The following is a 20,824-nucleotide window of genomic DNA, read 5'->3' as shown; positions in this document are numbered from 1 at the left end:
GATCCACATGAAAACCGTTGCAGGACCGACCGATCGCGTCGTGGTGGTGGGCGCGGGCCTATCCGGCCTGGCCGCCGCCCTGTATCTGACCGGGGCCGGGCGCACCGTCACCCTGCTGGAACGCGCCGATCATCCCGGCGGCCGAGTCGGCCTGTACCGCGGGCCTGATTACGAAATCGACTCCGGCGCAACGGTACTCACCTTGCCGGAGCTGATCGCCGACGCCCTCGCCGCCGTCGGTGCAACCCCCGAAACCTGCACTCCGCCACTGCGCATCCACCAACTCGCCCCCAGCTATCACGCCCGCTTCGCCGACGACTCCGCCATTCGCGTCTACGCCGATCCCGAGGCGATGGCCATCGAAGTGGCCCGTGTCTGCGGCAAGGACGAGGCACTGCGCTACCGACGGCTGCGCAACTGGCTCGCGGAGATCTACCAGGCCGAATTCACCGAGTTCATGGATACGAACTTCGATTCACCGCTCGATATGGTCCGCTATCCGGCCAAGCGCCGCGCGCTGGCCACGCTCGTGCGTCTGGGCGGATTCGGCAGGCTCGGCCCGCGCGTCTCCCACTTCCTGCGCGATCCCCGCCTGGCCCGACTGTTCACCTTCCAGGCGCTCTACGCGGGCATGGCCCCGGCGCGGGCACTGGCCGTCTACGGCGCGATCCCGCATATGGACACCTCATTGGGCGTCTACTTCCCCGAGGGCGGTATGCGCGCAATCACTGCCGCACTCGCCGACGCCTTCACCGCGGCGGGCGGCACACTCGAGCTGAACACCGAGGTCACCGGGATCGAATACGCGGACGGGCGGGCCAGGCGGGTCCGCACCGCGAACGGTCGCACCTTCGGCTGCGACGCCGTGGTGCTCACCGCCGACCTCGGCGCTCTCGAGCGCTTCGGCGTGCGCCGCCGTCGTCGACTGCGTGCCGCACCATCCGCCGTCGTCGCGCACGGCACCATCCCCGCCGCGATCGCCGAGACCTGGCCGATCCAAGCCCACCACGCCATCGATTTCGGCGACGCTTGGGACCGAACCTTCGATGAGATCGCCGCACGCCCCGGCCGCGGGCGTCTGATGAGCGACCCGTCGTTGCTGCTCACCCGGCCCGCGCTGACCGATCCCGGGCTCTACATCGACCGCGCCGACGGCAGGTACGAGCCGTTCTCACTGCTCGCCCCATGCCCCAACCTCGACGCCGCACCGCTGGACTGGGACCGACTCGGCCCCTCATACCTGCGTGAACTCCTGAATGTGTTGGCGGAACGCGGATATCACGGAATCGCCGAACACTTCACCGTCGATCATCTCGACACACCCGGCACCTGGCGCGATCAGGGCATGCTGGCGGGCACACCCTTCTCCGCCGCGCATCTGTTCCGGCAAACCGGTCCATTTCGTCCGCGCAATTTTTCCGGCGGCAGCGAAAACGTGGTTATCGCCGGTTGTGGCACTACTCCGGGTGTCGGCGTGCCAACCACCTTGCTTTCCGGAAAACTGGCGGCAAACCGAATTATCGGCATCACGCGAGCCACTCGGGATGAATCCCCACGCACCAGCGGGATAGTGTTCCCGGCGAGCCGATAAACTAACGGCCGACCTATCAGCCTGCGGTTGCGACCGCCGACCACTCCGGGGGGACCGACACCACATGCATCCCCCTGAGACGACGGCCGCCGCGCCCACCGACAACTCGATCACCGCGACCGAAGACGAGGCGCGTCCATCGAGCGCCCCGGCGCGCCAGGCACCGCCTACCGTCAACGAACACGGGTTCCGGGCCTGGCTGCGGACCACCGCCGACTTCGCCCGCAGCCCTGAGGGACATTCGGCACTGCTCGGTTTCTTCGGCGCGCTGATGATCACCTTCGGCGGATTCGGCGCGGGCAGCGTCCGAAAACGCGATCCGCTGCTCGAGGCGATGCATTTGTCCTGGCTGCGATTCGGGCACGGCTATGTGCTGTCCACCATGGTCATCTGGGTCGGTGTGCTGTTGATGATCACCGCGTGGGTGCGCCTTGGCCGGACCACGATCGGATTCGGCGATCGGCCCGACGCCGGGGTCACGCTGAACGAGCTGCGCGCGATCGTCGGCATCTGGATCTTTCCGCTGCTGTTCGCGGTGCCGATGTTCAGCCGGGACGCGTATTCGTATCTGGCCCAGGGCGCACTGCTACGCGACGGCTTCGATCCCTACGTTTCCCCGCCGGTCGCCAATCCCGGTGTGCTGCTCGACAATGTGAGCCCGGTCTGGACCACCACCACCGCGCCATACGGTCCGATCTTCCTGCTGCTCGGCAATGCGATCACCGCGATCACCGGCGATAACGTGGTCGCGGGCACCATCGCGCTGCGGCTGGTCATGCTGCCGGGACTGGCGCTGATGATGTGGGCGGTGCCGTATCTGACCAAACATCTCGGCGGTAAGCCAACGGTCGCGCTGTGGCTGGCCGTGCTCAACCCGCTGGTGCTTATTCACCTCATCGGCGGCGTGCACAACGAAATGCTCATGGTCGGGCTCATGTGCGCGGGTATCGCACTCGTGCTCGAGCGCCATCATGTGGCGGGAATCGTGGTCGTCGCGATCGGCGTCGCCATCAAGGCGACCGCCGGTGTCGCACTGCCATTCCTCGTGTGGATCTGGATGCTGCATGAACGTGAACGCCGGGCGCTGCAACGCGCAGCACAATCACCGGGTGCGACCCAGCAGGTCGAGAGCGCGGCCGAGCCCGCGCGACCGAGTGCGGAAGTACCGCATCCAGCGCTGATGTTCGCCAAGATCGCCGGACTCGGTTTGAGCGTGTTCGCGGTGGTCTTCGTGGCCGCCTCGGCCATCGCCGGGGTCGGCATCGGCTGGCTGACCGCGCTGTCGGGCTCGAAGAAGATCATCAACTGGCTCTCGCTGCCGACGATCATGGCGCATATGGTCCGCTGGGTGACACCGTTCCAGATGGATCCGGTGCTCGCGGTGACCCGCGCACTCTGCGCGCTGGCGCTGATCGCCGTGCTGGCGTGGACCTGGTGGCGGTTCCGGCACAGCGAGCGCGAGGCGGTCTTCGGCATCCTGATCGCCTTCGTCGCCATCGTCATCCTCTCGCCCGCCGCATTGCCCTGGTACTACTCCTGGCCGCTGGCGCTGGCCGCCGGGTTCGCACTGTCCACCACCACGCTGATGGTGCTGGTCGGGCTGTGTACCTGGTTGATGCTGGTCTTCCAGCCGGACGGCTCGATCGGGCTCTACAGCTTCGGCCACGTGGCCGCCGCGACGTTCGCCGCCGTGGTCGCGGCCCTGTCGCTGCGGCGGGTCGACCCCTTGCGATTGCGCGCCACCCCACCGGAGAGCAATCCGGTCGCCGTCACCCGGTCATGACCGAGGTCGCGCTACCTGCCCGCGGCTCGGAACTGGCCACGGCATACCGCGTCTGCCGGGCGATCGCCGCCGAACACGGACGCACCTACTTCCTCGCCACCCGCCTGCTGTCCGCACCACGAAGACCCGCGGTGCACGCGCTCTACGCCTTCGCGCGAATGGTCGACGACATCGTCGATCACCCGACGCACGACGCCGAACACGGCCCCGCGGGCGAACTCGATCTGGTCGAGAAACAACTGCGTGTCGCATTGGAGCAGGCAACGCCGCCCACCGACCGCCGCACCCAGGTACTGGCCGCACTGGCCGACACCATCCAGCGCTACGACATTGCGCCCCAGCACTTCTGGATCTTCCTGGACTCCATGCGCATGGATGTGCCGGGAACCGCGCACTTCCGCGCCGACTACGCCACCATGACCGAACTGCGCGACTACATGCGCGGTTCCGCGGCCGCGATCGGCCTGCAACTGCTGCCGGTGCTCGGCACGGTCGTCCCGGTAGCCGAGGCCGAACCCGCCGCCGCCGCACTCGGCGAAGCCTTTCAGCTCACCAACTTCCTGCGCGATATCGCCGAGGATCTGGACCGGGGCCGGATCTACCTCCCCACCGACGAACTCGCGGCCTTCGGCGTGGACGCGGACCTGCTGGTCCGCTGCCACCACGTCGGCCACACCGACCAGCGGGTCCGTCGCGCACTGGCCCACCTGATCGCGATCAACCGCGACCTCTACCGTTTCGCGAACCCGGGCATCGACCTACTCGACCCCCGTGTGCGCCCCGCCATCCGCACCGCGAGCACGCTCTACTCCGGCATTCTCGATGAAATCGAACACTCCGACTACGCGGTATTCGCGCGCCGCGCCGTGGTCCCCCGCCACCGACGACTGCGCGTCGCGGCGGTGGAATTCACCACCGCCGCGCTGCGCAGGTAGTAACTCAAAAAGGCTCGGCTGCCGCGCGGCGCAGGACCTCGCGTGCGAGCGGGCCGTGCAATGCGTCGACGGGCTTACCGGGCAGGCTCTCGTCGTCGGTGAAGATCCACTCCAGGATCTCCTCGTCGGTGTACTTGGCGTCTTTCATGACGGTGATCAGGCCCGGCAGCGACTTCACGATCGCGCCGGTATCGTCGAAGAATCGCTCGGGCACGCCGGCCACGCCATCGCGGCGCAGGGCGAGCAACTGGTGGTCGCGCAGCATCTGATGCACTCGGGTCACCACGAGCCCGAGCTTGTCGGCCACCTCGGGCAGCGGGATCACCGCCTCCGACTGAGGAAGAACATCGTCACTGCAAGGAAATGCACTCACCCGGATAACGGTAGACGGTCCCGCGCCGAGTGGCTCGAGACACCCTGGACCGTTCCCGCGCGATTCGACACCCCTCGTGGCTACGAACCATCGGTTTGCACACGAACCAACCACAACGGAGCGAGACACCAGGGGGCCGCGAACACGCCGCGCCCGCGCGGCCAGAAACAGAGCTATTCGACACGGCTACGATCGTGAGCGGGCCGCGCGAGGCGGTCAATCGCTTGTCGCATCGGAGCGAGGGTGAGAAGTTTGTGAAAGCCGGAGGACATCACTTGATCGGGCAAATCCTGGAGAGGCGCTACCGCATCGACGCGCCGATCGCGCGGGGCGGGATGTCGATGGTCTTCCGAGGGGTGGATACCCGTCTGGACCGTCCGGTCGCCATCAAGGTGATGGATCCCAAGTTCGCCGCCGATCCCCAGTTCCTGTCCCGGTTCGAATTCGAGGCGCGCGCGGTCGCCAAGCTCAAACATCCGTCCCTGGTCGCGGTCTATGACCAGGGTGTGGACGGCGAGTATCCGTTCCTGATCATGGAGTTGGTCGAGGGCGGCACGCTGCGCGAGCTGCTGCGCGAACGCGGTCCGATGCCACCGCATGCGGTGCGCGCGGTCGCTGAGCCGGTACTGGCCGCGATCGGCGTCGCACATTCGGCGGGCCTGATCCATCGGGATATCAAACCGGAGAATGTGCTGATCTCCGATTCCGGCGAGGTCAAGATCGCAGATTTCGGTCTGGTGCGTGCCGTCGCGGCCGCGAACACCACCTCGGCGAGCGTAATTCTCGGCACCGCCGCGTACCTGTCACCCGAACAGGTGACCGCGGGTACCGCCGATTCCCGCAGCGATGTCTACTCCTTCGGCATCCTGATCTTCGAACTGCTCACCGGCCAGGTCCCGTTCACCGGCGACACTTCGCTTTCGGTGGCGTATCAGCGCATCGAGAACGATGTGCCCAGCCCGAGCGAATTCATCTCCGGTGTCCCGCGGGAGTTCGACGAGCTGATCGCGCGGGCCACCAACCGCGAACCCGCGCATCGTTTCGCCGACGCCAACGAGATGGCGGCCGAACTGCATTCGATCGGGGTCGCGCTGAATCTGCCGCCGTATCGGGTGCCCGCGCCCCAGGAGTCGGCCGAACATCTCAGCGCCAGCTTCAAAGTTGCCGCACCGACCCCGCCGCAGGCCAGGGCCGCGGCACCGCCACCGCAGTCCGAGCAGCACACCAAGGTCGTCACCGCGGTGCGACCGCGGGTGCCCGACTACGGTCCGCCCGACAACTACGGGCCGCCGGACACCTACCGCGATCACTACGCACCATCGCATTCGCCGCAGCCGTCACCCTTCGCGGACGATCGGACCAAATCGCGCCGCACGGTCCTGCTTTGGGTCGCCATCGTCGCGGTCCTCACCTTGCTGGTCGGGATCGGCGGCTGGTGGTTGGGCATCGGGCGCTACTCGGCCGTCCCGTCGGTCGCCGGAAAGGATCAGGCCAGCGCGATTTCGGCGCTGGCCGATGCCGGTTTCGACACCGAGATCAGACAGAAGACCTCCGACACCATCCCGGTCGGCGGGGTGGTCGGCACCGATCCCTCGGCCGGATCCAAGGTCACCAAGGGTTCGACGGTGGCCGTGCTGATCTCCAGTGGCAAACCCCGGGTGCCGGATATCAAAGCGGGCGATGACATTTCGAAGGTCAACCAGCTCATTCGCGATGCCGGACTGCAACCGGTGGACGCGGGCGAAACTGGCAGCACCGCGCCCAAGGGCACCCTCGCGAAGGTGGATCCGGCTCCCGGCACCGTCCTGCCGCTGGCCGCACAGGTGAAGGTGTACCGCAGCAAGGGATCTCAGCCGGTGAAGATGCCCGATGTGCGCGGCAAGACCACCGAGGAAGCGAACAAGGTGCTCACCGCGGCCGGAATCACGGTGCGCGAGACCAGAACTCAGTACGACCGCAGCATCGAGGCGGACAAGGTCATCGCCACCGAACCGGCCGCGGGTGCCACGATCCAGTCCGGCGACGGCATCACCCTTATCGTCTCGAATGCCGTGAAGGTGCCCCTGCTGGTCGGTTCGAGCGTCGGCGACGCCCGCTCCAAGCTGCAGGCGCTCGGCCTGGTGGTGGCGGTGCGTCAGCTCGCCCCGTCCGACAGTTCCGTGGTGATCGGCCAAGTTCCGGGCGTGGGTTCCAATGTCGAGGCCGGCAGTACCATCTCGCTGACGGCGCTGCCCTGACGACAGGAGCGCCGCATGTCGCGGCGCTCCTGTCGGAAAGCCTTGGTCAGCGCAGCATTTCGGCGACCAGGAAGGCCAGCTCCAGCGACTGCTGGGTGTTCAGCCGCGGGTCACATGCGGTCTCGTAGCGACCGGACAGATCCAGGTCGGAGATGTCCTGCGCGCCGCCGAGGCATTCGGTGACATCCTCACCGGTCAGTTCGATGTGCAGACCGCCGGGATGCGTGCCGAGTGCATGGTGGACCTCGAAGAAGCCCTGCACCTCGTCGATGATCCGGTCGAAGTGCCGGGTCTTGTAGCCGGTGGAGGCCTCGTGGGTGTTGCCGTGCATGGGGTCGCACTGCCAGATGACCTGGTGCCCGGTCGCCTGCACCTTCTCGATAATGGGCGGCAGCACGTCGCGAACCTTGTTATTGCCCATGCGCGAGACGATGGTCAACCGGCCCGGCTCGTTATTGGGATCGAGCCGCTCGACGTATTCGACCGCCTGATCCGGGGTGGTGGTCGGGCCGATCTTGAGGCCGATCGGGTTGGCCAGCAGTTCCGCGAAGGCGATGTGCGCACCGTCGAGCTGACGGGTGCGCTCGCCGATCCATAGGAAGTGCGCGGACAAGTCGTAGAGCACCGGCTCGCCCGCCGGGTTCTGGCCGAGCCGCAGCATGGCGCGCTCGTAGTCCAGCACCAGCGCTTCGTGGCTGGCGTAGATGCGGGCCGACTGCAGGCTCGGATCGTTCACCCGACAGGCGGTCATGAAGGCCAGGCCGCGGTCGATCTCCCCGGCCATCGCCTCATAGCGCGCACCCGCGGGCGACTGGGCCACGAAATCCCGGTTCCAGTCGTGCACACGATGCAGATCCGCCATGCCCGCACCGGTCAGCGCACGCACCAGATTCATCGCCGCGCTGGCGTTGGCGTAGGCGCGCACAAGTCGCGACGGGTCGTGTTCGCGCACCTTCGCATCGGCGACCAGCGAGTTCACCATGTCACCGCGGTAGGACTTGAGGCCGAGCGCGTCGGTATCCGAGGAGCGAGGCTTCGCGTACTGGCCCGCGATGCGCGCGACCTTGACCACCGGCAGGCTGGCGCCGTAGGTGAGCACGACGGCCATCTGCAGCAGCGTGCGGATGTTGCCGCGGATATGCGGTTCGGTGTTGTCGGCGAAGGTCTCCGCGCAGTCACCCCCCTGCATCAGGAAGGCCTCGCCGCGAGCGACCTCCGCGAGCTGCCCGCGCAGCTCTTCCACCTCGGCGGGTACGCAGATCGGCGGCACACTCTCCAGCACGGTCCGCATCATTGCCGCCTGCTCCGGATCCCACGCCGGCTGCTGTAGCGCCGGACGCGCCAGCGCGTCGTCCAGCCGCCTCCGCAGCTCTGCGGGCAGCGGCGGCAGCTCCGGCAGGCGATCGATGGGTACGTCGACGGTCCAGTTCACCTGTTCAGAATACGGATACCCCGAAGCATGCAGGTACCCGGTATTGGGGGTGGATTCTGCCCACCTAGGGTGAATTGCCGGCAGTATCGCCGCACCGTACCGAGCTTTGGAGGAGAGACCGATCTCGCTTCGATACTTTTATGACTGCGAATTCATCGAGGACGGGTCGACCATCGACCTCGTATCGATCGGTGTGGTCTGCGAGGACGGCCGCGAATACTACGCGGTCTCAACCGAATTCGACCCCGAACGGGCGGGTCCATGGGTACGCAGATACGTGCTTCCGCAGCTTCCGCCGCCCGCCTCCCCGCTCTGGCGCAGTCGCGAACAGATCCGCAAAGAACTCTACGAATTCCTGGTCCCGCGCCCCAGCGTCACCCCCGAACTGTGGGCCTGGGTGGCCGCCTACGACCACGTCGCCCTGTGCCAACTCTGGGGCTCCATGATCGATCTGCCCAACGCCCTCCCCCGCTACACCAACGAACTGCGGCAACACTGGGAGGCCCACGGTCGTCCCGAACTGCCCCCGGTTCCCCCGGACGCCCACGACGCCCTCGCCGACGCCCGCCACAACCTGGCCAAATTCGAGGCCATCGAGGCCGCCCGCCGCCGGGTATCCCTTTAAAGCAGAAGGCCCCGAGTCGAATTCGACTCGGGGCCTTCTGTTCATCTGTCAGTGCGAGTGACTACCGTTCTGACCGTTCGCCTTCTCCTGGACCTTCTGCAGTACGGCGAGCTGCTTGTGCTCTTCCGCGTGGTCGTCCTCGAAGGCCTGCTCGATCTCGTGCGGCGGGTCGGCGCGCAGGAAGCTACCGGTGCCCGGCTTACCGGCCGAACCCAGCTTGTTCATCTTATTGGGCACGGGCGCACCCTGGTACTCCAGCGGGATCGGGTGGCCGTGATCGTCGACCGGGCCCAGCGGCTGGTGCACCTCGATGTACTCACCGTGCGGCAGACGCTTGATCACACCGGTCTCGATGCCGTGCTCGAGCACCGCCCGGTCACTGCGCTGCAGACCGATGCAGAACCTGTAGGCGAGGAAGTACGCCACCGGCGGCACGACCAGCAGGCCGATGCGACCCATCCAGGTGGTGGCGTTCAACGAGATGTCGAACTTCAGCGCCAGGATGTCGTTGACGCACGAGAGCGTCAGCACCACGTAGAAACCGATCGACATCGCACCGATCGCCGTGCGCACCGGCACGTCGCGCGGGCGCTGCAGCAGGTTGTGGTGCACATCGTCGCCGGTGAGGCGCTTCTCGATCCACGGGTACAGGATCAGCACCGTGAACACCAGACCCATGATCAGCGCCACCCAGAACACGGCGGGCACCGTGTAACGACCCAGGTAGAGCTCCCACGGCGGCATCAGACGCGCCAGACCGTCGGTCCACATCATGTAGAAGTCGGGCTGCGAACCCGCCGACACCTGCGAGGGGTTGTACGGACCCATGTTCCAGATCGGGTTGATCTGCAGCACACCGGCCATGATCGCCACGATGCCGAGGGTGAAGGCGAAGAACGCGCCCTGATCCGAGGCGAACACCGGCACGATGCGCGCACCGACGACATTGTTCTCGGTGCGGCCAGGGCCGGGGAACTGCGTGTGCTTCTGGTACCAGACCAGCGCGACGTGCGCGGCGATCAGCGCCAGGATGATGCCGGGAAACAGCAGCACGTGCGCGATGTACAGGCGCGGAATGATGATGTCGCCGGGGAAGTCACCGCCGAAGATCAGCCAGTGCATCCAGGTGCCGACGATCGGGATACTCATCGTGATACCGCCGAACGCGGCCCGCAGACCGGTACCCGAGAGCAGATCGTCGGGCAGCGAGTAACCGAAGAAGCCCTCGAACATGGCGAGGATCAGCAGCAGGCAGCCAATGACCCAGTTCGCCTCACGCGGCTTGCGGAACGCACCTGTGAAGAAGATGCGGAACAGGTGCACGATGATCGAGGCCGCGAAAAGCAGTGCCGCCCAGTGGTGCACCTGGCGCACGAACAGACCGCCGCGCACCTCGAAGGAGATGTTCAGCGCCGTCTCGTAGGCCCGCGACATGGTCACACCACGCAGCGGCTGGTAGGCGCCGTTGTAGACGACCTCGCTCATCGACGGGTCGAAGAACAGCGTCAGATAGACACCCGACAGCAGCAGGATGATGAAGCTGTAGAGCGCGATCTCGCCGAGCAGGAACGACCAGTGGGTCGGGAAGACCTTGTTGATCGACCGCTTCACGAACGCCGCGGCGCGATACCGCTCGTCGGCCTCGTGGGCTTGGGCTGCGGCTGAAGGACTCATGAACGACGCTCCCAGTAGGCCGGTCCGAGCGGCTCGATGAAGTCGCCCGCGGCGACCAGGTAGCCCTCGGAGTTGACGGTGATCGGCAGCTGCGGCAGTGCGCGAGCGGCGGGACCGAAGACCGGCTTTCCCCATTCGGTCGCCAGGAACTGCGACTGGTGGCAGGGGCACAGGATCTTGTTGGTCTGCTGCTCGAACAGCGACGTCGGGCAACCGAGGTGGGTGCAGATCTTCGAGTAGGCGAAGTAGTCGCCGTAGTTGAAGCTCTCCTGCCCCTTGCGCTTGATGGCCTTCTGCGCGTCTTCGGTGCGCAGCCGGATCAGCATGACGGCGTTGCGGATACCGCGCAGGGACTGCAGCGACGCGTGCTCGTCACCGCGCCACTTCTCCTTCCACGGGAACACCGTCTCCATCGCGCCCGCGTCCAGATCCTCCGGACGCACCAGCATGACGTCCTCGGGGCGACCGGTGTCGCGACGGATGTAGATCGTCTCGCCAGGGAAGTCCGGGGTCCAGCCCGAGACCCACAGCGGCGACTTGTCGCCCTTGGCCCACGGGTTCTTGATCATGCCGCCGACGAAGACCAGCAGCGCACCGATACCGAGCACGCCGACACCGGCGCCCGCGGTCCGGGTGATCATCTTGCGGCGACCCAGCGTGGAGGTGTCCAGCGCGTCCTGCAGCTCGGCGACCAGGGTGCGGCGCTCGACCTCGGGCGAGGGCCCGTCGTGGCGCACCTGGATGGACAGCTCGGCCGGGATGAACTTCTTGCGGATCAGCACGACCGCGACGCCGATGACCAGCACGGCGATGCCGAGGCTGAGGCCGACCAGCGGGGTGAACAGCGAGTAGGCGGCGTGGCCTTCCTCGTTCGAGCCCTTGAACTCCCATGGCCAGAACAAGAACACCCCGACCAGGACCGCGGCGGCGATACCGGAGACCGCGAACCAGAACGAGACCTGCCGCTCGGCGCGCTTCTCGGCGCGGGTGCCCGGCACCGGGAACCGCTGGCGCCGGTAGGCGACGTCGACGCCGTCGCGCTCGGTACCGAGCTTGACCAGCTCGTCGCGCGACATCGCGTCGAGTTCTTCCTCGGTGGGCTCAGCCGGTGTGGTGTTCACCTGCTCGTTCGACGGCTCCGCGCCGTCGTGGCCCTCATCCGGCCGACCCATGTCAGTTGGCTCCTTGTTTTCGCTCATGAACGTGATCCGATCCACATCGCGGCGCCGACGACGAGCGTGATGCCGACCACCCACATGGCCAGACCCTCGGTCGCGGGACCGAACCCGCCGAGATCCCAGCCGCCGGGGCTTTTCTCCTCGGTGGCGTTCTTGACGTAGGCGACGATGTCGCGCTTCTCTTCCGGGCTCAGCTGCCGGTCGGAGAACTTCGGCATGTTCTCGGGGCCGGTGAGCATCGCGGCGTAGATCTGCTGCTCACTGGCGGGCTCCAGCGGCGGCGCGTACTTACCGGAGGACAGCGCGCCGCCGCGGCCGGTGAAGTTGTGGCAGGACGCGCAGTTCATCCGGAACAGCTCGGAACCGCGAGCGATGTCCGGTCCGCGCAGCGATTCCTGCGCGATCTCGCCGTTGGCGTCGCGCACCACGGAGGGGCCGCCCCCGTTGGCGGCGACGTACGCGCTGAGGGCGTCGGTCTGGTGGGCATCGAACTTCGGCGGCTTGCGCGTGGCCTGAGCCTGGTTGGCGGCCAGCGGCATGCGACCCGAGGAGACCTGGAAGTAGACGGCCGCCTCGCCGACGCCGATCAGGCTCGGACCGCGGTCGGGCACGCCCTGCAGGTTGGCGCCGTGGCAGGTGATGCAGGAGGTCTCGTAGAGCTGCTTACCGTCGCGGATCAGCGCGGACTGGTCCTCGTGCGCGGTCGCGACCTGGGGGTCCGGCGTGATCGCGGTGGCGAGGAATCCGGCTCCGACGAGGCCCACCAACAGCGCAAGCCCACCCGCGATGCGACGCCGCATACGGCGTTGCTTGCGCGTCTTGGTTGCCTGGCCGGCCGCGACATCTTGGCGGCTGATCGCCGCGCTGAGGCTGGCGGGCTCTGGCGCTGACGGGGGAGATGAACTCATCTGTGTCCCTTTGGAGTAGACGGAACCGACTTGTGCAAAAGATTTGGGGTACTGGCCCGACTCAGCGGACGAAGTAGATCGTGGCGAACAACCCGATCCAGACGATGTCGACGAAGTGCCAGTAGTACGAGACGACGATCGCGGCGGTGGCCTGTGCCGGGGTGAACTTACTGACCTTGGTGCGGACCAGCAGGAACACGAAGGCGATCAGACCGCCGATGACGTGCAGACCGTGGAAACCGGTGGTGATGTAGAACACCGAGCCGTAGGCACTGCTCGAGATCGAGGTGCCTTCCTTGACCAGGTTGGTGTACTCGTAGCCCTGACCGGCAACGAAGAGCGCACCCATGATCAGGGTGACGACGTACCAGCGGCGCAGGCCGAACACATCGCCCTTCTCCGCCGCGAACACACCCATCTGGCAGGTGAACGACGAGGCGACCAGCACGGTGGTGACCGGCACGGCAAGCTTCAGGTTCAGCTCGGTCGGTTCCGGCGGCCAGTTGCCGTGGGCCTGGGCGCGCGCGACGAAGTACATCGCGAAGAGCCCGGCAAAGAACATCAGCTCGCTAGACAGCCAGATGATGGTACCGACGCTCACCATGTTGGGCCGGTTCAGCGAATGCACACGCTGAGTAATGGCCGATCCTGGGGTCCCTACTGCGGTCGTCACGGGGGTAAGTATGACTCGTCGTAGTACGACACAAGTACCCGGGTGCGAAACTTGTCCTCCCGTGTCGGAAAACGCACGGACAGACGGTGTCTGGACCGAGGTGGCCGACGTGTTGCTCACAGGCGCGCACAGCGGCGGCGCGGCACGTGGGACGACCTGCGTGCTCCCGTCCGAGCATGACAGGCGTGGGTAAGGAAAAGCTGAGATCAGGAGGCGGATGTGACGCGTTGGTGGCAACGGCTGTTCGGCGGGGACGAACCCGAACCGCTCGATCCGACCCGTTCCGATCTAGTAGTCGTAGCGGAGTGCTTCGATGACTCCGAGGCGTGTTCGACAACACTCGCGCGCGCTTCGGCTCTCAAAGCCGACGAGCCCGCGCTGCTGCGCCATCACTTGCGCATTCCGCCCGATCGGATCGATGAGGTGTGTGCGATCGCGGCCCAGGACGGTTATGCCGCGGCGCCGCGCACCGAAGGTCCACACGAACTGGAATCGCTGATCCTGCAACGGGTTCAGCTGCTCGACGCACTGCATTGTTCGCAGGAGCGGGCCAGGATGGTCGGTCTCGCCCAGCGCCATGACGGCGTCACGGACGGCTGGGACGCCCTGCAACCGGGTTCCGCGACCGCGCAGCGGTAATAACGTCTCGACCACTACGCTCTATCGCGACAGACTGGTGCGCGAACCAGTGGTGACAGGAGAAGTGGACATGCGCAGCTGGCCCCAAGTACTCGGGACCCTTGCCGATGGCGGCGATCTGGCAGCGGACGACACGACCTGGGTGATCGACGAGATCTTCACCGACAATGCGACGCAGGCGCAGATCGCCGCATTCGGTGTCGCGATGAAGATCAAGGGCCCGACTCCTACCGAACTGTCCGGCATGGCCGCGGGCATGCTCGGCCACGCCCGCCTGGTGCATGTCGACGGCGACGCGGTGGACATTGTCGGGACCGGCGGTGACCGGTCCGGTTCGGTGAATATCTCGACGATGTCCTCGATCGTGGTGGCCTCGGCCGGTGTGCCCGTTGTCAAGCACGGCAATCGCGCTGCCTCCTCGAAGAGCGGTGGCGCCGATGTGCTGGAGGCATTGGGCGTGAAGCTGGCCCTCGGCCCCGAGGCCGTGGCTCGCTGCGTGCGCGAGGTCGGCATCGGCTTCTGCTTCGCGCCGCTGTTCCACCCCGCGTTGCGCTTCGCCGGCCCGGCCCGCAAGGAGATCGGCATCCCCACCGTTTTCAATGTGCTCGGCCCGCTCACCAACCCCGCGCAACCGCGCGCCGGACTGGTCGGCTGCGCGTTCCCCGAACTACTGCCGGTGATCGCCGGTGTTTTCGCCGAGCGCGGCGCCAGCGCCATCGTGGTGCGCGGCAATGACGGCCTGGACGAGATCACCACCTCCGACACCACCGACGCATGGGTGGTATCCGGCGGAAAACTGCGCGAAACCACCATCGATCCGACCCGCATCGGCATCGCACGCGTCGAGCTGGACGCATTGCGCGGCGGCGACGCCGAGGTCAACGCCGGTGTCGCGCGCAGCGTGTTCGCTGGTACCACGGGCCCGGTGCGCGATGCGGTACTGCTGAATTCCGCCGCCGCCATCGTCGCGTACGAGTTGTCCCAGGGGGTCGGCGATCCGGATGCCGAAATCCACGACGTCATCGCCGCGGGCATCGATCGCGCCGCCGAAGCCATCGACACCGGCAGATCCGCAGCCCTGCTCGACCGCTGGGCCAAGCTCACCAACACCCTCGGCGACAACTGACTGCCGCGGCGCGAATCGTGCGCCGCATGCCGGCAGACCTCTTGTGGCGGTACAGGTTCGCTGAGTACGGCTCACTCGCCGAGGGAGAAGCCCGCTTCGACGTCGGCGCTGGAGTAGGACTTGAAGGCGATGTGGGTGGTGGTGCGGGCGACGCCGGGGGTCTTGTCGATCCGGCCGGTCACCACCTCGGCGATCTCCTCGTGATCGCGCACCCGCACGATCGCGATCAGGTCGACATCGCCCGCGCAGGAATAGACCTCGGTGACGCCCACGGTGTCGGCGACCGCCTGCGCGGTCTCCGGAATGCGGGCGTTCTCGGCCTGGATCATCACGATCGCGGTAATCATGGCTGTCAGCCTAGGCGGTCACTGCCCCTGTACTCCGCGAGTTCGGTCTCCGGCCCGCGCAGTCGGGCCCGTGCGGCCGCATCGGCGAGATCCGCCCACCCGGCCCAGCGTCCGGCACTTCGGATCGGATCGCCGTACCCCTCACTCGTGCGTACGATCCGCACCCCCGGCCGCCCCAGCCATCGCGTCACCAGACCGACCTCTTCCGGCGAGGCACCGCGCAACGGCGGCACCGGATCCGGCAGTACGGTCTCCGATGCCGCCACGATGCGTTCGATCACCGGCATGGGCGGCACACCCCGCACCGAGGTGCCTGCCCCCGCCAGCCGCCCATAGCGGATCACCGCGTACTCCCAACCGCCCGCACCGTCCGGATGCGCCGCGATCAGCTCGGCGATCCGCGCCACCGCGGCGAGTCGCTGGGTGCGGTGCAGTGCCCGCACCACCGCTACGGTTCGGTCGCGCAGCCGGGCGGCGGCCTCGAAATGTTCGGCGTGCGAATGGGTTTCGATGCGGTCGAGCATGGCCCGCAGCGCCGCGTCGGAATGCCCCGCGAACAGCGCCCGGACGGCCGCGGCGGCGGGTTCGTATTCCGCCCTATATATAGGAGTGCCGCTGACGGCCGCCGGACATCCGCCGACCACCGCGGGCGGACAGTCGTGGCGACCGTCGCGCGGCAGGCGCGTGGTGCAGGTGCGCAGACCGCCGTGCTCCGCGATGGTCAGCGCGATGTCGTTCGCGTCCATCCGAGAAGGGAAGGGCCCCAACGCATCCGCGGTCGGTGTGCGCGCGATCGCGAATCGGGGAAAAGGTTCGTCGGTCAGCGTTATCCACCAACCGCGCTTCGGGAATTTCGACCGCCGGTTATAAGGCGGCGTATGCGCGACGATCAGTCGCAGCTCGCGCACCCCGGCCTCCAGACCGTGCGCGCACACCACGTGGTCGACCCGGATGGCAAGGGAGACCATCTCTTTCATCCGGCCGCGGGTCTCGGATCCGGTGAAGTAATTACGCACGCGTCGGCGCAGGTTCACGGCCGTCCCTATATAGAGGACTTCGTCGGAGGGCCCGCGGAAGAGATAGACGCCCGGACTCGACGGCAGATCGTTGGCGAGCACGCGCTTGGCGCGTTGGCGCGGTGTGACATTCGGCAGATAGTCGAGCAGTTCGGTCAGGCTGTGCACACCGAGATTGCCGACCCGACCGATAAGGGCGTGCAGCACGTCCACTGTCGCCCTTGCATCGTCGAGTGCACGGTGGTTCGGCTGGGTGCTCGCACCGAGCAGCGGCGCGAGCACCCCGAGCCGGACCGAGGGGGCCTCGTCGCGGGCGAGGACGCGCCGCGCCAGCTTCACCGTGCACACCACCGGCCCGCTCGGCCACGGCGTGTCCATGCGGGCCGCAGCCGCGCGCAGGAAGGCCATATCGAACCGGGCGTTGTGCGCGACCAGCACCGCGCCCTTGGCGAATTCGAGAAAACCCGGCAGCACCGCCTCGATCCGGGGGGCCTCGTAGACCATCGCGGTGGTGATCCCGGTGATCTGCACGATCGCGGGCGGGATGGCCCGTCCCGGATTCACCAGGGTCGCGAACTCGCCCAGCACCTCACCGCCGCGCACCTTCACCGCACCGATCTCGGTGATGGCGTCGCCTTCGGGGCTGGTGCCCGTGGTCTCGAGGTCGACGACCACGAAGGTGGTGTCGTAGAGCGGCGTCTCGAGCTCGTCGAAGGCCAACTGCAGTGCGGCGGCCTGGCGCGGCGTCGGATCGGACACGGCGTGCAGCGTAGGGCCTCGGTACGACAGGAACCGCCGGGAAAGCCACCTGGGATTTCACCAGAGAAATGTCCGAATTACACGGCGAGGATTTCGCTCCGTTTCCCACGAAATGATCTAGAACACCAAAAAGTGGTGCACGTCACATTATTCGACAAATTGCATCAATCGGACGGACACGCCCGGGTGCCCGGCGTCGGCACCCTCGGCGTGCTGCCCGCGACGCCAACGAGAAGACCGTTCGGTCCGGATCGCCCGGCCACAATTGTACCGAGATGCCTTCGCGACCTGGGGAAATTCCGCTAATCTCAGCGTCTGAGACACGCCGCCCGCAGATGCCTGACAGGCCGGCGGCGGTGCCGCCATCCTTGGGAAATCACTCGTCGTTATCGTTTCGTGATTGGTGTGACATAAGTCGCACATATTCGGCGGAGAATTTGTTGAGCATCGCCATTTCGGATGTCTCCGGCTTTACAAAACACCGTGATGTGTTCGTAACCTTTTCGAGACCTCACGGAGTTCGGCGCACCACCCGACGGTGCTTCGACACGCAGTCCGCTGTACCACCGGGTGCGGCGTCGTGGGGCAGATTGGAAGTACCGCATCATGGCGACCAACACCGTCAAGCGACATGCCAAGCGTGCCGTCGCGGCCGGAGCCGTCGGAGCTGCCACGCTCGGCGTCTTCCTGTTGCCCGCCGCGCCCGCCTCGGCCCAGCCGGTCACCATCCCCGGCGTCGGCACCTTCGACGTGCCAAACGAAATCCCGATCCCGCAGGGCATCCCGGGCATCGAGGTGCCCAACCCCGGCCCGCTGCCGTTCATGGCCCCGAAGAAGTCCGTCGGCGATATCGCGCTCGACGCCGCGATGAGCAAGATCGGTTCGCCGTACGTCTACGGCGCCGCCGGCCCGAACGCCTTCGACTGCTCTGGTCTGGTCAAGTGGTCCTACCAGCAGGCCGGCCTGGAGCTGCCGCGCACCAGCGGTGAGCAGCTGAACGCGGGCACCCCGGTCTCGCTCGACGACCTGCAGCCGGGCGATCTGGTGTCGTTCTACGGCGGCAGCCACTCCGGCCTGTACGCCGGTGACGGCAACGTCGTTCACGCGTCCACCTCCGGCACCCCGGTGAAGCTCGCGCCGATCTCCTCCATGCCGGTCGCCGGCGCGCGCCGCTTCTGAGCAGCTCTTTCGAGCATCCCGCCCGGCCGTACGAGACGGCCGGGCGTCGGGACGGCATGAGTGATCGTTTTGTGGCCCACTGGACACAGACCTACGCCGTTCCGTAACCTAATCGAGACCTTCCCGGCTTGCGGGGTTCGCCGCAGAAGTTCCGCAGCTTGCGGAGGCGACAAGATCGCTTCACGAGAGAACGGGGCCTGGCGCGCTGTGACAGCACATCACCGGAGACATCGCAGGAAACGTCTGGTGGGAGGGGCATTAGCGGCCGCGATCTTGGGCGCCGCACTCTCCGGTGGCAGTCCAGCCGGAGCCGATCCGGCAGCCATGCCGACCACGGCCGGTGAGGCCGTACAGCGGATGATCGACCTGTCCCGCGAATCCGAGCAGCTCAATCAACAGGCACTCGACGCACAGGCCGACCTCGATACCAAACTCGGCGTGCTGCACGATGCCGACGCCAAACTCGCCGCGGCTACACAGACCGCCGATGGGGCCCGCGAAGAAGTCCGCAAGTTCCAGCCGATCGTCGATCGCACCGTGATCGCCGCCTACCAGGGCGCGCGCACGAGCCGACTCGCCGCTGTCCTGTTGAGCGATTCGCCGCAGCGTCTGCTGGACCAGATGTCCACCATCGACGTGATCTCGGCCAAGAACTCCGAGCAGCTCAATCTCTACCGGCAGGCGACCGCCACCGCGACCGAGGCGGAAAAGGCCGCACGTGCCGCCGCCGACACCGCCCGCGCCGCTTCCGATAAGGCCGACCAGGTGCGCGCCGATCTCGAGCGCAAGCGGGCCGGTCTGTCCGGATCCATCGCGCAGGTAGTCGAGGCGTGGGGTCAGTTGTCCACCAAGGACAAATCGGCTCTGGCCGGATCGCCGTTCCCGCCCGGTTTCGATACCGACACCCTGCTGCGCGGGCTGGTTCCCGGCAGCGGCACCAGCGCATTGGCCGCCGGACTCACCCGCATCGGCGACCCGTATGTCTGGGGCGCGACCGGACCGCACCAGTTCGACTGCTCCGGCCTGGTGCAGTGGGCCTTCAAACAGGTCGGCAAGGATGTGCCGCGGACCAGTTCACAGCAGGCCTCTTACGGCACCCCGGTGGACAAGGCGGATCTGCAACCTGGCGACGTCGTGTTCTTCTATTCCGATATCTCCCATGTCGGCATCTATGCGGGCAATGGAATGATGCTGCACGCCTCCACATTCGGGGTTCCAGTAGCCGTTGCGCCGATGGGGTCGACGCCCTATCACTCGGCTCGGCGATACTGATCAGCTATGAGTAGCTTTCGGCGGGCCCACGCCTGGTTGTTCGCGCGGCGCCGCTTCCAGTTCGTCGCCACCGTCGTGATGGTCACCGTACTGACGGGGACCTGCGGTGCACTGCTGATGATGCCGAATTCGGTACTGCCGAAACTGCGTGCGGCTCAGCCGACTTCGATCGGCAGTCTGCGCGCCGCCGATGACGATCCGCGCCTTTCCTCGGTGCGTCGCACGCTCGAACCTTTCGGGCAACTCGTCACGGAGCAGGTGCCGACCGGGAACGGCCAGGAGTCCCTCGTGGTCGGTCATCCGGCGCAGCGGGCCGAAATCGATACGCTCGCGGGCGAACTCGCCGCCGCGACCACTGCCGTCACCGGTGTATGGGGGCCGGGCTGGGCCCAGTCCGCGATGGTGGTGGTCGCGTCGAATCCGTCGGAGTTCGCCGCGCTGGTCCGCTCGGGTGCGAGCATGCCCGCCGATGTCGCCGCAGCCTCGGTCGCCGATCCGTTCGTGCCCGGCACTCAGCCGACCGGCCAGCGCGTCGTTTTCAGCTCCGATGCCGGACGCCGCCTCGACGCCGACGGTCTGCGCACCCTGCTGCGCCATGAACTCACCCATATCGCCACGCGAGCCCAAACCATCGACGGCGCACCGCAGTGGATGCTCGAGGGGTTCGCCGAATTCGTGGCCCACCTCGGCACCGGACATCAATTCGCCGATATCGCGCCGACAGTGGCCACCCGCATTCGCGCCGGAGATGTCCCCCGCGATCTCCCCTCCGCCGCCGACTTCGCGGGCAGCGGTGCCGTCACCGCCTATGAGCAGGCGTGGTCGGTCTGCGCGTTCGTCGCCGATAAGTTCGACCAACCGCGCCTGGTCGAGCTGTACCGCCGCATCGCCGCGGGCAAACAGGACCACGCGAGCGAGGACCGCATCCTGCGCGATGTGCTCGGCACCAGCCGCGACGATCTGGTCGCCGACTGGCGCAGTTGGCTATCGGCCCGAGCCACCTGAGTCGAGCGTCGTTGCACTCCTGACCACGACGGAGCGAGTCGTACGAGCGAGGAGTTCGCGGCCTATCTTGCG

At 66.9% G+C, this 20,824-nt stretch carries 18 protein-coding genes; 10 read left to right on the top strand and 8 right to left on the bottom strand.

The features are described 5' to 3' along the window. Positions 1–7: 7 nt before the first annotated feature. The 3 genes from crtI (at position 8) to ACFYOW_RS37855 (ending at position 4,309) form a co-directional block, all read left to right on the top strand. Positions 8–1,591, top strand: coding sequence for a phytoene desaturase family protein (gene crtI / locus ACFYOW_RS37865; RefSeq protein ID WP_387294884.1), 1,584 nt, complete (start codon positions 8–10; stop codon positions 1,589–1,591). 64 nt (positions 1,592–1,655) lie between these two features. Continuing rightward, positions 1,656–3,374 (top strand): alpha-(1->6)-mannopyranosyltransferase A, encoded by a 1,719-nt coding sequence (locus tag ACFYOW_RS37860; protein WP_387294882.1) that lies wholly within the window; start codon positions 1,656–1,658, stop codon positions 3,372–3,374. Beyond that, positions 3,371–4,309: a phytoene/squalene synthase family protein gene (locus tag ACFYOW_RS37855; protein WP_387294880.1), complete on the top strand. Its 939-nt coding sequence runs from the start codon at positions 3,371–3,373 to the stop codon at positions 4,307–4,309. The genes ACFYOW_RS37860 and ACFYOW_RS37855 overlap by 4 nt, the downstream gene beginning before the upstream one ends. Before the next feature lie 4 nt (positions 4,310–4,313). On the opposite strand, the gene ACFYOW_RS37850 is transcribed toward ACFYOW_RS37855, so the two are convergent. Then, positions 4,314–4,682 carry an Rv2175c family DNA-binding protein gene (locus tag ACFYOW_RS37850; RefSeq protein WP_040688576.1) on the bottom strand — a complete coding sequence of 123 codons (369 nt, stop codon included), beginning with the start codon at positions 4,680–4,682 and terminating at the stop codon, positions 4,314–4,316. A 275-nt stretch (positions 4,683–4,957) separates the two neighbouring features. Between ACFYOW_RS37850 and pknB the strand changes: the two genes are divergently transcribed. Further along, positions 4,958–6,919 (top strand): Stk1 family PASTA domain-containing Ser/Thr kinase, encoded by a 1,962-nt coding sequence (pknB, locus tag ACFYOW_RS37845; RefSeq protein WP_387294878.1) that lies wholly within the window; start codon positions 4,958–4,960, stop codon positions 6,917–6,919. Positions 6,920–6,965: 46 nt separating this feature from the next. On the opposite strand, the gene ACFYOW_RS37840 is transcribed toward pknB, so the two are convergent. Then, positions 6,966–8,351 carry a class II 3-deoxy-7-phosphoheptulonate synthase gene (locus tag ACFYOW_RS37840; RefSeq protein ID WP_327096843.1) on the bottom strand — a complete coding sequence of 462 codons (1,386 nt, stop codon included), beginning with the start codon at positions 8,349–8,351 and terminating at the stop codon, positions 6,966–6,968. A 106-nt stretch (positions 8,352–8,457) separates the two neighbouring features. Here ACFYOW_RS37840 and ACFYOW_RS37835 point away from each other — a divergent pair, with 106 nt between their 5' ends. Further along, positions 8,458–8,976 carry a polyadenylate-specific 3'-exoribonuclease AS gene (locus ACFYOW_RS37835; RefSeq protein WP_387294876.1) on the top strand — a complete coding sequence of 173 codons (519 nt, stop codon included), beginning with the start codon at positions 8,458–8,460 and terminating at the stop codon, positions 8,974–8,976. A 48-nt stretch (positions 8,977–9,024) separates the two neighbouring features. Here ACFYOW_RS37835 and ACFYOW_RS37830 read toward each other — a convergent pair whose 3' ends face one another. The 4 genes from ACFYOW_RS37830 to ACFYOW_RS37815 all read right to left on the bottom strand — a co-directional run bounded on the left by ACFYOW_RS37830 (position 9,025) and on the right by ACFYOW_RS37815 (position 13,409). Continuing rightward, the gene (locus ACFYOW_RS37830; RefSeq protein WP_387294874.1) at positions 9,025–10,650 is read right to left on the bottom strand and encodes a cytochrome bc complex cytochrome b subunit; all 1,626 of its coding nucleotides are present in this window, start codon (positions 10,648–10,650) and stop codon (positions 9,025–9,027) included. Then, the gene (locus tag ACFYOW_RS37825) at positions 10,647–11,822 is read right to left on the bottom strand and encodes a ubiquinol-cytochrome c reductase iron-sulfur subunit (RefSeq protein ID WP_387294871.1); all 1,176 of its coding nucleotides are present in this window, start codon (positions 11,820–11,822) and stop codon (positions 10,647–10,649) included. The genes ACFYOW_RS37830 and ACFYOW_RS37825 overlap by 4 nt, the downstream gene beginning before the upstream one ends. A 23-nt stretch (positions 11,823–11,845) precedes the next feature. After that, positions 11,846–12,736 (bottom strand): c-type cytochrome, encoded by an 891-nt coding sequence (locus tag ACFYOW_RS37820; RefSeq protein WP_387294870.1) that lies wholly within the window; start codon positions 12,734–12,736, stop codon positions 11,846–11,848. Positions 12,737–12,797: 61 nt separating this feature from the next. Continuing rightward, entirely contained in the window at positions 12,798–13,409 is a 612-nt protein-coding gene (locus ACFYOW_RS37815) for a heme-copper oxidase subunit III (protein ID WP_040688563.1), read from the bottom strand. A gap of 219 nt (positions 13,410–13,628) precedes the next feature. On the opposite strand from ACFYOW_RS37815, the gene ACFYOW_RS37810 reads away from it, so the two are divergent. Both ACFYOW_RS37810 and trpD read left to right on the top strand, forming a co-directional pair. Further along, the gene (locus ACFYOW_RS37810; RefSeq protein ID WP_387294869.1) at positions 13,629–14,048 is read left to right on the top strand and encodes a hypothetical protein; all 420 of its coding nucleotides are present in this window, start codon (positions 13,629–13,631) and stop codon (positions 14,046–14,048) included. Between the two features lie 70 nt (positions 14,049–14,118). Continuing rightward, positions 14,119–15,174 carry an anthranilate phosphoribosyltransferase gene (trpD, locus tag ACFYOW_RS37805; RefSeq protein ID WP_387294867.1) on the top strand — a complete coding sequence of 352 codons (1,056 nt, stop codon included), beginning with the start codon at positions 14,119–14,121 and terminating at the stop codon, positions 15,172–15,174. A gap of 71 nt (positions 15,175–15,245) precedes the next feature. On the opposite strand, the gene ACFYOW_RS37800 is transcribed toward trpD, so the two are convergent. Beyond that, positions 15,246–15,521, bottom strand: a complete 276-nt coding sequence (locus ACFYOW_RS37800; RefSeq protein WP_040688558.1) for an Lrp/AsnC family transcriptional regulator — start codon at positions 15,519–15,521, stop codon at positions 15,246–15,248. A 5-nt stretch (positions 15,522–15,526) separates the two neighbouring features. Beyond that, the gene (locus tag ACFYOW_RS37795; protein WP_387294866.1) at positions 15,527–17,296 is read right to left on the bottom strand and encodes a DEDD exonuclease domain-containing protein; all 1,770 of its coding nucleotides are present in this window, start codon (positions 17,294–17,296) and stop codon (positions 15,527–15,529) included. 606 nt (positions 17,297–17,902) lie between these two features. Here ACFYOW_RS37795 and ACFYOW_RS37790 point away from each other — a divergent pair. From ACFYOW_RS37790 to ACFYOW_RS37780, 3 genes are all read left to right on the top strand, one after another. Then, a complete protein-coding gene (locus tag ACFYOW_RS37790; protein WP_387294865.1) occupies positions 17,903–18,475 on the top strand; it encodes a C40 family peptidase in 573 nt (190 codons plus the stop codon). Positions 18,476–18,721: 246 nt separating this feature from the next. After that, on the top strand, positions 18,722–19,747 hold the full coding sequence (locus tag ACFYOW_RS37785) for an NlpC/P60 family protein (protein WP_387294864.1): 1,026 nt from the start codon (positions 18,722–18,724) through the stop codon (positions 19,745–19,747). 6 nt (positions 19,748–19,753) lie between these two features. Continuing rightward, on the top strand, positions 19,754–20,752 hold the full coding sequence (locus ACFYOW_RS37780) for a hypothetical protein (protein WP_387294863.1): 999 nt from the start codon (positions 19,754–19,756) through the stop codon (positions 20,750–20,752). The last annotated feature ends 72 nt before the right edge of the window (positions 20,753–20,824 follow it).

Origin of the sequence: Nocardia sp. NPDC006982 (assembly GCF_042869435.1) — a bacterium.
Lineage (GTDB): Bacteria > Actinomycetota > Actinomycetes > Mycobacteriales > Mycobacteriaceae > Nocardia.
This window is presented reverse-complemented; position numbering and strand designations above follow the sequence as displayed.

Excerpts from the sequence above, each read along its gene's own strand:
- crtI (WP_387294884.1), top strand. The coding sequence starts at position 8 with ATGAAAACCGTTGCAGGACCGACCGATCGCGTCGTGGTGGTGGGCGCG.
- ACFYOW_RS37860 (WP_387294882.1), top strand. The coding sequence starts at position 1,656 with ATGCATCCCCCTGAGACGACGGCCGCCGCGCCCACCGACAACTCGATC.
- ACFYOW_RS37855 (WP_387294880.1), top strand. The coding sequence starts at position 3,371 with ATGACCGAGGTCGCGCTACCTGCCCGCGGCTCGGAACTGGCCACGGCA.
- ACFYOW_RS37830 (WP_387294874.1), bottom strand. The coding sequence starts at position 10,650 with ATGAGTCCTTCAGCCGCAGCCCAAGCCCACGAGGCCGACGAGCGGTAT.
- ACFYOW_RS37825 (WP_387294871.1), bottom strand. The coding sequence starts at position 11,822 with ATGGGTCGGCCGGATGAGGGCCACGACGGCGCGGAGCCGTCGAACGAG.
- ACFYOW_RS37820 (WP_387294870.1), bottom strand. The coding sequence starts at position 12,736 with ATGAGTTCATCTCCCCCGTCAGCGCCAGAGCCCGCCAGCCTCAGCGCG.
- trpD (WP_387294867.1), top strand. The coding sequence starts at position 14,119 with ATGCGCAGCTGGCCCCAAGTACTCGGGACCCTTGCCGATGGCGGCGAT.
- ACFYOW_RS37800 (WP_040688558.1), bottom strand. The coding sequence starts at position 15,521 with ATGATTACCGCGATCGTGATGATCCAGGCCGAGAACGCCCGCATTCCG.
- ACFYOW_RS37790 (WP_387294865.1), top strand. The coding sequence starts at position 17,903 with ATGGCGACCAACACCGTCAAGCGACATGCCAAGCGTGCCGTCGCGGCC.
- ACFYOW_RS37780 (WP_387294863.1), top strand. The coding sequence starts at position 19,754 with ATGAGTAGCTTTCGGCGGGCCCACGCCTGGTTGTTCGCGCGGCGCCGC.